Annotated in this window: 11 protein-coding genes and 1 tRNA gene; 2 read left to right on the forward strand and 10 right to left on the reverse strand. The window is 65.2% G+C overall.

All coding sequences use genetic code 11. The features are described 5' to 3' along the window. Positions 1–15: 15 nt before the first annotated feature. The 5 genes from pth to AU252_RS04045 form a co-directional block, all read right to left on the reverse strand. Positions 16–612 (reverse strand): aminoacyl-tRNA hydrolase, encoded by a 597-nt coding sequence (gene pth / locus AU252_RS04025; protein WP_058929618.1) that lies wholly within the window; start codon positions 610–612, stop codon positions 16–18. A gap of 79 nt (positions 613–691) precedes the next feature. Beyond that, positions 692–1,282 carry a 50S ribosomal protein L25/general stress protein Ctc gene (locus tag AU252_RS04030; protein WP_058929619.1) on the reverse strand — a complete coding sequence of 197 codons (591 nt, stop codon included), beginning with the start codon at positions 1,280–1,282 and terminating at the stop codon, positions 692–694. A gap of 282 nt (positions 1,283–1,564) precedes the next feature. Beyond that, positions 1,565–2,545, reverse strand: coding sequence for a ribose-phosphate diphosphokinase (locus AU252_RS04035; RefSeq protein WP_056348072.1), 981 nt, complete (start codon positions 2,543–2,545; stop codon positions 1,565–1,567). Then, a complete protein-coding gene (gene glmU / locus AU252_RS04040; RefSeq protein WP_058932731.1) occupies positions 2,545–4,026 on the reverse strand; it encodes a bifunctional UDP-N-acetylglucosamine diphosphorylase/glucosamine-1-phosphate N-acetyltransferase GlmU in 1,482 nt (493 codons plus the stop codon). The genes AU252_RS04035 and glmU overlap by 1 nt, the downstream gene beginning before the upstream one ends. A 110-nt stretch (positions 4,027–4,136) precedes the next feature. Next, positions 4,137–4,208: transfer RNA gene (locus AU252_RS04045), tRNA-Gln, on the reverse strand. 149 nt (positions 4,209–4,357) lie between these two features. Here AU252_RS04045 and AU252_RS04050 point away from each other — a divergent pair. Further along, positions 4,358–5,002, forward strand: coding sequence for a TetR/AcrR family transcriptional regulator (locus tag AU252_RS04050; protein ID WP_058929620.1), 645 nt, complete (start codon positions 4,358–4,360; stop codon positions 5,000–5,002). Between the two features lie 468 nt (positions 5,003–5,470). Here the strand turns inward: AU252_RS04050 and AU252_RS04055 are convergent, their stop codons facing one another. The 5 genes from AU252_RS04055 to AU252_RS04075 all read right to left on the reverse strand — a co-directional run bounded on the left by AU252_RS04055 (position 5,471) and on the right by AU252_RS04075 (position 11,690). Next, positions 5,471–7,297, reverse strand: coding sequence for an ABC-F family ATP-binding cassette domain-containing protein (locus tag AU252_RS04055; protein ID WP_058929621.1), 1,827 nt, complete (start codon positions 7,295–7,297; stop codon positions 5,471–5,473). A 39-nt stretch (positions 7,298–7,336) separates the two neighbouring features. Next, entirely contained in the window at positions 7,337–8,299 is a 963-nt protein-coding gene (locus tag AU252_RS04060) for a 4-(cytidine 5'-diphospho)-2-C-methyl-D-erythritol kinase (RefSeq protein WP_058929622.1), read from the reverse strand. Beyond that, on the reverse strand, positions 8,296–9,168 hold the full coding sequence (rsmA, locus tag AU252_RS04065; protein WP_058929623.1) for a 16S rRNA (adenine(1518)-N(6)/adenine(1519)-N(6))-dimethyltransferase RsmA: 873 nt from the start codon (positions 9,166–9,168) through the stop codon (positions 8,296–8,298). The genes AU252_RS04060 and rsmA overlap by 4 nt, the downstream gene beginning before the upstream one ends. Before the next feature lie 184 nt (positions 9,169–9,352). Continuing rightward, on the reverse strand, positions 9,353–10,504 hold the full coding sequence (locus AU252_RS04070; protein WP_058929624.1) for a resuscitation-promoting factor: 1,152 nt from the start codon (positions 10,502–10,504) through the stop codon (positions 9,353–9,355). A gap of 283 nt (positions 10,505–10,787) precedes the next feature. Next, a complete protein-coding gene (locus tag AU252_RS04075) occupies positions 10,788–11,690 on the reverse strand; it encodes a TatD family hydrolase (protein WP_058929625.1) in 903 nt (300 codons plus the stop codon). Positions 11,691–11,854: 164 nt separating this feature from the next. Here AU252_RS04075 and AU252_RS04080 point away from each other — a divergent pair, with 164 nt between their 5' ends. After that, positions 11,855–12,952, forward strand: coding sequence for an AAA family ATPase (locus AU252_RS04080; RefSeq protein WP_058929626.1), 1,098 nt, complete (start codon positions 11,855–11,857; stop codon positions 12,950–12,952).

Genomic DNA, 12,952 nt, shown 5'->3' on the forward strand with positions numbered 1-12,952 from the left:
AGGCGGTTTTAAGTTTTATTCGTGAACGTCTGACCTGGCCGGATGGAACTTCTGCTGGGCCGCAGTCAGCCCTTCCCTGACCAGCATCTCCACGGCATCAGCCGCCCCATCGAGAAGGAACGGAAGGTCCTTGCGCTCTGCAGTGCCAAAATCGCGCAGGACATAGTCTGCAGTGTCCATCCGCCCTGGAGGGCGGCCCACGCCCACCCGTACCCGGAGGTATTCCTTGGTGGCCAGCGCCTTGGACATGTCCCTGAGGCCGTTGTGGCCGCCCTCACCGCCGCCGCATTTCAGCTTTATGGTGTTGAACGGAATATCAATCTCATCGTGCACCGCGACAACATGCTCAGGGTCAATGCCGTAAAAATTTGCCAGGCCGGACACCGGGCCGCCGGAAACATTCATGTAGCTCATCGGCTTGGACAGCACCACCCGGGGGCCGCCGATCCCCAGCCGTCCTTCGAGCACCTGGGCGCGTGCCTTGTGGGTTTTGAACTTGCCACCCATCCGGCCCGCGAGTTCGTCCAGGACCATCTGGCCGACATTGTGCCGGTTGCCCTTGTATTCGGCCCCGGGGTTTCCGAGGCCAACGATCAGCCAGGTGTCAGTCATTATTCAATCCTAAGGTGGTCCGGACATGGCTGTGGCCGGACCCCGACAGGGCCCGGCCACATATCAAACTGCGCCGTTATTACTCGCCTGCGACTGCGGCTGCGGAGTCAGCCTGTGCCTCTTCCTCAGAGACCTCAGTGGCCTCGGAGATGTGGACAACCAGTGCGTCGGCGTCGGCCAGCAGGACCGAACCCTTCGGCAGGACCAGGTCGGAAGCGTGGATGTGCTGTCCGGCGGAGCGGCCTTCGATGTCGACCTCGATGGCGGTGGGCAGGTGGGTTGCCTCAGCCTCAAGGGAGATGACGGTGAGTTCCTGGTTGAAGACGCTGCCCGGAGCCAGTTCGCCAACGATGTGAACCGGGATGTCCACGGTGACTTTTTCGCCCTTGATGACGGTCAGCAGGTCGATGTGCTCGATGATCTGCTTGATCGGGTCGCGCTGGACGTCCTTGACCAGGGCCAGGTGCTCTTCGCCGTTGACGTCCAGGGACAGCAGGGCGTTAGCCTTGCGGACTGCAAGCGTGGTGGCCTTGGCCGGAAGCGTGATGTGGATCGGCTCGGCGCCGTGGCCGTAGATGACGGCGGGGATCAGGTTGGCCATGCGCGCGCGGCGGGCGAAGCCCTTGCCGAATTCGGTGCGTACTTCTGCTGCGAGCTTCTGCTCAGACATGTGTATCTCCTCGGAAGACTAAAAGGTGTTCAGCAAGGGCGGAGGTCTGTTACGACCTTCAACGCCGGGCGGCCGTGAGGCGGCCCTTCCAGAAGGGAGATTCAGACCCAGTCGATAACGGAGACCTGCAGTCCGGTTTCCCGGATGCTCTCCCTCGCCAAGGTATCGTGAAAAAGCTTACCAGCGCCGGGCCAAATTACTGAAAACGGCGGTGGTTGAGCCTGACGGCAGTGGTTGAGCCTGTCGGGTTTCGACGGGCTCAACCACCAAGAGCTTCGAGAATCAGGCGTTGCCGTCGAACAGGCTGGTGACCGAACCGTCGTCGAACACTTCGCGGATGGCGCGGGCGATCAGCGGTGCGATGGACAGCACCGTCAGCTGCGGGAACTGCTGATTCGCAGTGAGGGGCAACGTGTTGGTGACCACCACTTCGCGGGCGCCGGATTCGGACAGCCGCTGGGCCGCGGGCTCGGAGAAGACAGCGTGCGTCGCGGCGATGATGACGTCCTTCGCCCCGGCGTTCTTCAGGACCTGGACCGCTCCGGAAATGGTGCCGCCGGTGTCGATCATGTCGTCGATCAGGACGCAGGTCCGGCCCTCGATCTGGCCCACAACGGTCTTGGAAACGGCCTGGTTGGGAACGGTGAGGTCGCGGCTCTTGTGCACAAACGCCAGCGGCGCTCCGCCCAGGCGTTCGGCCCACTGCTCCGCGACGCGCACGCGGCCCGTGTCCGGGGACACCACGGTGACGTTGTCGGCGGCGACGCGGGTACGGATGTAATCGGCCAGGAGCGGGATGGCCATGAGGTGGTCCACAGGCCCGTCGAAGAAACCTTGGATCTGCGAGGTGTGCAGGTCAACGCTCATGATGCGGTCAGCGCCGGCGGTCTTGTACAGGTCCGCCACCAGGCGGGCGGAAATAGGCTCGCGTCCGCGACCCTTCTTGTCCTGCCGCGCATACGGGTAGAACGGGGACACCACGGTGATGCGCTTGGCGGAGGCCCGCTTCAGCGAATCGATCATGATCAGCTGTTCCATGAGGTGGTTGTTCAGCGGAGCCGGGTGGGCCTGGATGACGAACGCGTCGGTTCCCCGGACGCTTTCGCCGGCGCGGACGTAAATCTCCCCGTTGGCGAAGTCGTAGGCATCCACGGGCAGCAGCTCGGTACCCAGCTCCTTGGCGATTTCCCGCGCCAGTTCGGGGTGCGCCCGCCCAGCGGCAAGCACCAGCTTCTTCTCGCCGCGTGCCGTAATTTCGCTCATTATCGCTGGTCCTCTTCTGTCGATGCTGGGGTATGTGAGGAATCTGAGGCGGCGGCCTGCGCCAGTTCCGCCGAGCGTGAGCCGGGGCGGTTGGCCACAACCCAGCCCTCGTCGTTGCGCTGCGCTGCAACGGACACGACGAGCGCCCCTGCCGGGACGTCCTTGCGGATCACCGCGCCGGCGCCGCTGTAGGCACCGTCCCCCACGGTGACCGGTGCAACAAAGACTGTGTTGGAACCTGTGCGGACGCCCGAGCCGATCACCGTGCGGTGCTTCTTCTCGCCGTCGTAATTGGCCGTGATGTTGCCGCAGCCAATGTTGGTGTCCTCGCCGATTTCGGCGTCGCCGGCGTAGCCGAGGTGGGAAAGTTTGGAGCCGCGGCCAATCGTGACGTTCTTGGTTTCGTAGAACGCACCGATCTTGCCGGTGTCGCCAAGCACTGTGCCGGGACGCAGGTAGGTGAAAGGGCCGACGGCGGCGTCCGCGCCGATCACGGCACCGGAACCGTGGGTGCGGGTCACCTTGGCGCCCTCGCCGATGCGGACATCGGTCAGAGTGGAGTCGGGGCCGACGACGGCGTCCCTCGCCACAGTGGTGGCGCCGTGCAGCTGCGTGTTCGGCAGGATGCGGACGTCCTCATCCAGGGCGACGGTGGAATCGATCCAGGTGGTGGCGGGGTCAACTACTGTGACGCCGGCGCGCATCCAGGCTTCAACAGTGCGGCGGTTCAGTTCCGCGCCGAGGGCGGAGAGCTGCACACGGTCGTTGGCGCCCTCCACCTGCCAGCGGTCTTCGGTGACCACGGCGGCAACCCGACCGCCCGACTGCCGTGCGAGGCCCAGCACGTCGGTGAGGTACTTTTCGCCCTGCGAATTGTCGGTGGTGATGTGGACCAGCGCGTCACGTAGGACATCGGCGTCGAAGGCGTAGATCCCGGAATTGACCTCGCGGATCAGGCGTTCGGTTTCCGTTGCATCCTTGTGCTCGCGGATGCCGGTCACTGAGCTGTCATCACCGCGGAGAATGCGTCCGTAGCCTGTGGCATCATCCAGCAGCGCGGTGAGCACGGTGACGGCATTGGCTTCCCGCTCATGTGTGGCCACCAGGTCGGCCAACAGGCTGCCGGTCAGGAGCGGAACATCACCGTAAGTGACCACGACGGTGCCTGCGAGTTTTTCCTGGGCGTCCAGTGCCTGCACGGCCACCTCAACGGCGCGGCCGGTGCCGGGGACGTCGTCCTGGTCCACGATCAGGGCTTCGGGGTCCAGCTCGTTCAGGTGGCGGGCAACCAGATCCCGCTCGTGGCGGACCACCAGGGCCAGCCGTCCGGGGTTAATGCTGCGGGCTGCCAGAAGGGCGTGGCCCACCATGGACCGGCCGCCGATTTCGTGCAGGATCTTCGGGGTACGGGATTTCATCCGGGTACCGGCGCCTGCTGCCAGAACAATGACGGCGGCTGGGCCGGTATTCTCGGGGATCACGTACGGGTTCTCCTTGCTTGGTTGCGCGTTGCGCTGGGCGCGGTGCCTGTCCGGCCAAAATTCACGGCGGGGCACCGAGTTCATCCTACTGGACGGTCGTCGCACAGCAGTTCCGCCCATAGGATTCGAACCTATACTCCACGGCTCCAAAGGCCGGGGTGCTGCCATTACACCAGGGCGGACCATGCCACAGGCGCAAAGGCCAAGGCACAAGTATTTATTTTGCCATGGCTTCAGGGCAGCCCGCGACATTGGCAGGAATCACGGCAGCCAGGCCACTGCACCGCCACCGGTTCCAACTGTTTCAGCAGCGCTAGGGCATGATGGAAATGTGAGCAACAACCCACCCCGGACACGGATGACAGGCGTACAGCGGCGCAGCCAGCTGGTCGACGTCGGCCGTGGCCTTTTTGCCGCTCGCGGGCTCGACGGGACCACCATTGAGGAAATCGCGGCCTGCGCCGGCGTTTCCAAGCCCGTGATCTACGAACATTTCGGCTCCAAGGAGGGCCTGTACACGCAGGTGGTGGACTTCGAGTTCCACATCCTGCTGGACTCGATCACCGCTGCCCTGACCGAAGAAGGCAAGCCGCGCGTCCTGGTGGAACGCGCCGCCCTGGCCCTCCTCACCTACATCGAGGACCGGGCGGAGGGCTTCCGGATCCTCATGCGCGACGCACCGCCATCGCAGCCCGAAGGCGCTTTCTCCACCCTGCTGTCCCAGGTCACCGCCCGCGTGGAACACATCCTGTCCGACGAATTCCACCGCCGCGGCTTCAGCGCCCAGGACGGCGCGATGTACGCCCAGATGCTCGTGGGCATGGTGGCCATGACCGGCCAATGGTGGCAGGACAGCCGCCAGCCCGACAAACACACCGTGGCCGCGCACCTGGTCAACCTCGCCTGGAACGGCCTCACCGGCCTCCAAAAAGACCCCGAGCTCCGCACCGAAGATTCAGTGCGAACGGACACTTAAGCCCCCTCCGGTGCAGTCCGTGGTCGCCTTCGCGGCGCAGTGGCCCTTCGCCGTCGCTTAGACACGGGCCATAGGGGCCCAACTGTCGCTGAGCGACCTTGTGTACCCGATGGCCCGCGATGCGCGACTACGCGAAGGTCCCCCGCCCCGCTATTGCCGATAGTTCCGTTCGGGCGTACTAAACGGTCAACCCTTTCGACAGTTCCGCTCGGCACCCTCAGCGCGCTGCAATAGCCGAAACCTCCGTTTAGGCGCCCACCACGAGTACCCCTGGCGAACGTTCCGGTCGGGTGCCTTCGGTTCCAGGACGTAAGGTGAGGTTCCTCGCCGGAGGCGGTCCTTCCGAAAGGAGCGCATCGCGGCACATCGGAGTGTGCAGGTCGCCCAGCGACCGGACGGATCCCTATGTGCTGTGTCTAAGCGACGCGGAAGGGGCGGCTCCAGCACCCAGCCCAAGTAGCGCCGGGGTTATTCGCCGAGGACTTCCAGGGCTTCCATCCATTCGAGTTCCAGGGCTTCGCGGTCGGTGGCGAGGTCCTTGAGTTTTTTGTTCTGGTCGGCGAGGGCGTCGAAGTCTGATGCTGCGGTGCTCTTGACCATTTGGTCGTGAATCTTCTTTTCCTGCTGCTCCAGTTTGCCCAGCTGGCGCTCGATCCGGTTTTTGGCCTTCCGGGCGTCGCGCTTTTCGGCTTCGGAGGAACCGGAGGCTGCGGGGGCGGAGCTGCCGCTCGGACCGGTGACGGGGTTGCCGCCGCCGGTGATCGTGGAGCCGGCCAGGGCGGATTCGCGGAGTTCGAGGTACTGGTCCACGCCGCGCGGCAGGGCGCGGATTTTGCCGTCACCAAGCAGCGCCATCTGGTGGTCCGTCACGCGTTCCAGCAGGTAACGGTCGTGGCTGACCACAACGAGCGTGCCCGGCCAGCCGTCAAGGACGTCTTCGACGGCGGCGAGGGTGTCGGTGTCGAGGTCGTTGGTGGGCTCATCGAGCATCAGCACGTTCGGCTCCCCCACCAGCAGGCGCAGGAGCTGGAGGCGCCGGCGCTCACCACCGGACAGATCCCTGACCGGGGTCCACTGCTTTTCGTTGGTGAAGCCGAGCTGCTCCACGAGCTGGCCCGCCGTGAATTCCTTGCCGCCCACATTAAAGGACCGCTTTTCGCGCTCGATGACTTCGATCACGCGCAGGTCCGAGACGTCGTCGAGCTCTTTGACCTCCTGGGTCAGCACGGCGGTGACCACGGTCTTGCCGCGCTTGACCTTGCCGGATGACGGCTCAATCTCGCCGTTGAGGAGTTTCAGCAGGGTGGTCTTGCCGGCGCCGTTGACGCCCACGAGCCCAAGCCGCTCACCGGGGGCAAGCCGCAGCGTGATGTTGTCGAAGAGTTTCTGTCCGGGGTCGCCGCCGAGGAAGTCCAGGGAGACGTTCTCGAGGTCCAGGACGTCCTTGCCGAGCCGGGCGGTGGCCATCTTGCTCAGGGCTGTGGAGTCACGCGGCTCGGGGACGTCGGCGATGAGGGCGTTGGCGGCCTCGATGCGGAATTTCGGCTTGGCCGTGCGGGCCGGAGCGCCGCGGCGCAGCCAGGCGAGCTCCTTTTTCACGAGCATCTGGCGCTTGCCTTCCATGACATTCGCCGCGCGGTCACGCTCGGCACGGGCCAGCACGTAGGCCGCGTAGCCGCCGTCGAACGGGTCCATGATGCCGTCGTGGATTTCCCAGGTCTTGGTGCAGACTTCGTCCAGGAACCAGCGGTCGTGGGTGACCACCAGGAAGGCGCCCTGGTTGGCCCGCCACCGGGTCTTCAAGTGCCGGGACAGCCAGGCGACTCCTTCGACGTCGAGGTGGTTCGTCGGTTCGTCGAGCATGATGACGTCGTGGTCTTCGATCAGCAGCTTGGCCAGCGCCACCCGCCGCTTCTGCCCGCCGGAGAGGGCGTGGACGTTCGCATGCCAGTCGACGTCGGACACCAGGCCGCCCATGACTTCGCGGATCTGGGGGTTGCGGGCCCATTCATAGTCGGCCTGGTCGCCGACGATCGCAGCGCCCACTGTGAGGTCGCCGTCGAGCACGTCGCTCTGGTCCAGGTAGCCGATGTTGACTTCGCTGCGCTTGGTCACCCGGCCCGAGTCCGGGGTGGAGCGCATGGCCAGGAGGCGCATCAGCGTGGACTTGCCGTCGCCGTTCCGGCCCACCATGCCGATCCTGTCACCTTCCTCGAGTCCGAGGGTGATGCCGTCCAGGACGGTGCGCGTTGCGTACGAAACCGTAAGGTTTTCGCCGCCAAGAAGGTGTGCCAAGGGGGACTGCTTTCTGCTGCTCAGTAAGGAAGGGGGCTCTTAAAGGAGAGTATCGGAGATGATGCGCGCGCCATGCACGGGCCCGTGGACAGGGAATGCCGTCAGCCCGTAGTGCCGCAGGTCCTCCGCCAGGTTTTCGGCGGCGGCGGGATTGTGGGTCAACAGCGCCACGGTGGGTCCGGAACCGGATACGATTCCGGCCAGGGCGCCGAGCGCTTCACCTCGTCCCAGCGTATCGCGGAGCGCGGGGGAAAGTTCAATGGAGGCCCTCTGCAGATCGTTCACCAGGACCCGGCTCAGGGCATCGGCGTCCCCGCTCCGCAGCGCCTGCAGGATCTTGGGATCCACGGCCGTGGGCTCGGCAACGTCCAGTCCTTCTGCCTCCCGGAGCCGGTCCAGGGTGCGGAAGACCTCGGGGGTGGGCAGCCCATAGTCCGCCGCCACGAGGACCCAGTCCGTTTGGGCCTTGGCCAGTGCCGGCGAAAGGTCGTCGCCAACGCCAAGCCCGACGGCGGTTCCGCCGAGGAGGGAGAAAGGGACGTCGGCACCCAATTCGGCGGCCAGATGGGCCAACTCATCCCGCGACAGCCCGCTGTTCCAGAGCGCGTCACAGGCCAGCAGGGTGGCTGCGGCATCGGCCGAGCCGCCGCCCATGCCCCCGGCCACGGGGACCCGCTTGGTGATTTCAAGGTGCACGCCGGTGGAATGCTCGGAGACATCGGCCATGATCGCTGCGGCCTTGTAGGCCAGGTTCTTCTCGTCCAGCGGAATATCCACGCCGTCCAGGTCCAGGGTGCTGTCAGGACTGATGCTGACGGTGATCCCCGGGGTCTCCGTGCTGGTGGCAGCCACTTCCTCATAAAGGGAAACGGCCAGGTACACGCTGGCAACTGAATGGTAGCCGTCAGCGCGCAAGGGTCCCACGTCCAGGGAAACATTGACCTTGCCGGGCGCCTTCACACGGACCGTCCGTGCGGGAAACTTCCCGGCGGCTGCCTTCACGACCCGGCCTCGCGGGCTTCGGCAATCCGGGCGAAGGCGTGGATGTCGATGACTTCGCCCCGGGCCGATGGAGCCACTCCTGCGGCGATGAGGCAGCGCTCGGCCTCGGCTGCGCCGCCGGCCCAGCCGGCCAGGGCGGCCCGCAGCGTCTTCCGGCGCTGGGCGAAGGCGGCGTCGATCACGGCGAACACCTGCTCGCGCGTGGCGGTTGTTTCAGGCGGTTCCCGCCGGGTGAAGGCCACGAGCCCGGATTGGATCTTCGGCGCAGGCCAGAAGACGTTCATGCCGATCACCCCGGCCTTGCGCATGCTGCTGTACCAGGCCGCCTTGACCGAGGGCACCCCGTAGGTCTTTGATCCTGGCCCCGCGGCCAGCCGGTCAGCCACCTCGTCCTGGACCATCACCAGACCGTGCTGCAGGCTGGGGAAATGCTGGAGCAGGTGCAGGACCACCGGCACCGCCACGTTGTACGGCAGGTTCGCCACAATGGCGGTGGGCTCAACGGGAAGCGATGTGACCTTCATGGCGTCCGCCTGGACCAGGTGGAAAGCGCCCGCCGCGTCCGGCCGCCATGCTTTGACGGTTTCCGGCAGCTTTGCCGCCAGGACCGGATCAATTTCGACGGCGACGACCGTCTGCGCGGCATCCAGCAGGCCCAGCGTGAGGGAACCAAGGCCGGGCCCGACTTCCAGCACCGTCTCGGTTGGCCCGATGTTGGCAACGGAGACGATCCGGCGGATGGTGTTGCCATCGATGACGAAGTTCTGTCCCAGTGTCTTGGTGGGCCGGATACCGATTTCTTCCGCCAGCCGGCGTATGTCGGAAGCACCGAAGAGGGGTGCGGGCGCGGCGGCAGTCGGTTCAGTCACCTAGGCATCCTATCCCGGCCGCAGTGACGGGCCATCCGCTTTCCGCGCGGATCATGCGTGTTACGCGGTGTGTGTTTCCGCTTAACGGCAGCGGCCGGCCCCGGGACAATCCGGGGCCGGCCGCTGTCTTCTGCTTGCCTGGCGGCTGTGGTCAGCTGCCGCCAGCGCAGGTGCTCATTGGTGCCTAGCTCGTAGCGGCCCAGCCACAGCCCCACGGCTGCAGGCCACGCTGTGCGTACACGCGGTTGGCGATGTCGATCTGCTGTGCCTTGGTGGCGAGGCTGGCGTTGGGGGCGTAGGCGCCGCCGCCGGAGCCGATCCAGGTCTGGATGTCGAACTGGAGGCCGCCGTAGTAGCCGTTGCCCGAGTTGATGGACCAGTTTCCGGTGGACTCACACTGGGCGATCTTGTCCCACATGGCCTCGTTCATCATGGCCGGGGCCGAGGCGCCGGTGTTCGTTCCGGCGGCGGCTGCGGGCTTTGCCTTGGTGCCTACCGTGACCTTTTCCGTCACGGGCTGGACGGAAACAGTTTCGGAGACCAGCGTCCGCGAGGCTTCGCGGCCGTCAACCATCACCAGCTTGAAGCTCTTATCCACCTTGCCGGCCACGCCGGCCTGGGTGACCTCTTTCTCGCCCTTGAGAAGCTCAGCGCTCTCAGTGGTCATGCTGTCGAAAGCAACATCTTCAGTAGTGGCCGCGGTCTGGCTGGTATCCACCCGGGAGACCTTAACCACCATGTTGTTGACCACGTGCGCGTTGCCCGGCTGGGAAGTACGGTCGTCGACGCCGAGGGTGATGCCGGCGTCCTCCAGCACCTGGGCGACGGTCCCCGCGGTGGTGGTGGCCGTGGAGGCCTTGCCGTCGGCAACGATGCTGACGGTCTTGGGCGTGGAGATGGAGACAAACGATCCGGCCACGGCGAGCTGGGCGTCCTTCGGGACGGAAACGGAGGAGGAGCTGGCCACTCCCAGTTCGGTGACGAGGCCCGCAACATCCGGCGCCGTGGTGTTGATGGTCTTTTCAGAGCCGTCCAGGCTGACCTTCACGGCCTTGGCCATGTTGACATTGATTACGGTGCCGTTCTCCACTTTGGCGTCCGCCGATGGCGAGACGCGGTCAGCCGGCTTCAGTTCTACATTGGCGCTTTTTACGACCTGGCCCACGGTGCCGCCGAAGGACTGGACCGAAGTCACTTTTCCGTCGACGTTGAGGGTAACGGTTTTGTTATTTCCGACGAAGGCCACGAGGCCTAACACCAGCGCACACAGCACCACCAGTTGGGTGCCCACCTTGATAAAACTGAACTTGCCGTCCGTTGTGAAGAGCTTGACCACGATTGCCCGTAACTTTAGATCCATCCGGGCACGGGGAAAAACGCAGTGAAATAGCCGGCGCATGACCCTGGGGACAAGCTCCGGGCACCGTTGCGCCGCCACACTCCGCGCGGCAGGCAGAGGGCATCAAAGCCCCGCCTGGTCCTGCTGCGAATGAAGTGAAATTATCCGAAGGCCTTCCCCGACCCCGGCTAATAGTTCTCCACTGTAACCGTAGCGTTATAAAGCGGCCAAGAAATTTACATACGAGGTATGTGAACCAAGCAATGTGACGAGGCCCAGATCAGTACCACGATCCGTACGCCCGCACGGTATTTTCGCTAATCCGGGTGCAGAGCTCCGCGAGGTCAGTTCCTGTCAATTCGGCCATGGCGCGGACGGTGTACGGCACCACATAACTGGCGTTGGGACGGCCGCGGTGCGGATGCGGAGTCAGGAACGGGGCATCCGTTTCCACCAGCACCAGGTCCGGGTCTGCCACCGCCAGCGCGGCCCGGAGGTTAGCCGCATTCTTAAAGGTCAGCGTGCCGGCAAAGGACATGTTCCAGCCCGCGGCATTGCAGATCCTGGCGAGCGCCTCATCACCCGAGAAGCAATGAAACACCACCCGCTCCGGGGCCCCCTCCTCGCGCAGGACCTGCACAACGTCGTCGTGAGCGTCGCGGTCATGGATCTGCAGCGTCAGGTCCAGGCGCTTGGCAATATCGATATGCCGCCGGAACGAATAGCGCTGGTGGGCCAGGCCCTCCCCTTCGGTGCGGAAGAAATCAAGGCCGGTCTCGCCGATGGCCCGGATCCGGGGGTGGGCGGCCAGTTGCTCAATCTCCGCCAGCGCATCCTCCAGCTCGCCGCGCCTGGCATAGTCCGGGGCGTCGTTGGGGTGCAATGCCACTGCCCCCAGCAACCTGCTGTCCAGGTCAACGGCGCGGACCGTGAACCGGGAGGACTCCAGGTCGCAGCCCACCTGGACGGCCCCCTGCACTCCGACGGCCTGGGCCGCATCCAACGCCGCGGCGATGCCCACCGGGCTCTCGCCATCGGGGAAATCCAGGTGCGCATGGTTGTCCATCACGGGGACCGGCAGCGGCTCCGGCGCCGGCGGATAGTCCTGCCGCGCCTGCCGGCCGGCGTCTGCAGGGTCCGCTCCGGCGGCACGGTAAGCGGCGGGAATCAGCGAATTGCACATCCCTCAAGCCTAGCGGCGGCGGATCGCGGCAGAATTCCCGGAACTCTCTGTCAGCAAGGGCAGTTGTGTTAGTAGGCTGGTACGAACAGATGCGAACGCCCACCGCCGGGCGAAGGCAGGCCTGCTGTCCCGTTCCGGGTGATCCCCGGACTGAAAGGTTGCAGATGGACTCCCACCGCCGCACCGCCGTCAACGAGGTAACCCCTGCCGGCCGGAACTTTACCCCCGTGACGGAGCAGGTGGGCCATCTCAACGGTTACAAGGCAGCAGCCATGGACGCGGACTCATTCCACGCGGCCAGCCAGCGGATCCTGGCCTCGATCAACACCGTCATTGACGGAAAGTCGGATGCGGCCAGGCTTGCCCTGACGGTGTTGCTGGCCCAGGGCCATCTGCTCCTGGAGGACGTGCCAGGTGTGGGCAAGACCCTCCTGGCCAAAACCCTCGCCCGGAGCATTGACTGCACGGTCAGCCGCATTCAGTTCACTCCTGATCTGCTGCCTTCGGACGTGACGGGCGTGTCCATCTATAACCAGGCGTCGCGGCTGTTCGAGTTCCGCCCGGGTGCCGTCTTCGCCAACATTGTTATTGGCGATGAAATCAACCGCGCGTCCGCCAAGACCCAATCCGCCCTCCTGGAGTGTATGGAGGAACACCAGGTGACCGTGGACGGGGACTCGTACAAACTCGACGAACCGTTCATGGTGGTGGCCACCCAGAACCCGATCGAGATGGAAGGCACCTATCCACTCCCCGAGGCCCAGCGCGACCGCTTTATGGCGCGGATTTCCATGGGCTATCCGGACAAGGACTCCGAAATCGAAATGCTGGAGACCCATCAGGCAACCTCCCCGTTGGCCAAGGTCTCCGCTGTGGTCACCTCGGCGGACGTCGCAGCGATGATCGCCACGGTCCAACAGGTTTACGTCTCCCAGGCCATCAAGGAATACACCGTCTCAGTAGGCCGCGCAACGCGCGAAAGCCCCCTGCTCCGGCTGGGCGCCAGCCCACGCTCCATGCTCCAGCTGCTCCGGGCCGCGAAGGCCACGGCGGCGCTGGACGGCCGTGATTTTGTGCTGCCAGACGACGTCGTCAGCGTGGCGGAATCCGTGCTGGCCCACCGGATCATCCTGGACCGGAAGGCGGCCGGCGCCGGCGAGACCCCGCACAGCGTCATCCGGGGCATCCTCTCCCGGCTCCCGGTGAACCAGGACCCGGTGAACAACCCGGCCCCGCCGGCCGGACTGCGGCGGAACCACTAG

It is taken from the genome of Pseudarthrobacter sulfonivorans (genome assembly GCF_001484605.1).
GTDB lineage: Bacteria > Actinomycetota > Actinomycetes > Actinomycetales > Micrococcaceae > Arthrobacter > Arthrobacter sulfonivorans_A.

Bases quoted from the DNA above. Each gene is read 5' to 3' on its own strand.
- pth (WP_058929618.1), bottom strand. From the start codon at position 612: ATGACTGACACCTGGCTGATCGTTGGCCTCGGAAACCCCGGGGCCGAA.
- AU252_RS04030 (WP_058929619.1), bottom strand. From the start codon at position 1,282: ATGTCTGAGCAGAAGCTCGCAGCAGAAGTACGCACCGAATTCGGCAAG.
- AU252_RS04035 (WP_056348072.1), bottom strand. From the start codon at position 2,545: ATGAGCGAAATTACGGCACGCGGCGAGAAGAAGCTGGTGCTTGCCGCT.
- AU252_RS04075 (WP_058929625.1), bottom strand. From the start codon at position 11,690: ATGTGCAATTCGCTGATTCCCGCCGCTTACCGTGCCGCCGGAGCGGAC.
- AU252_RS04080 (WP_058929626.1), top strand. From the start codon at position 11,855: ATGGACTCCCACCGCCGCACCGCCGTCAACGAGGTAACCCCTGCCGGC.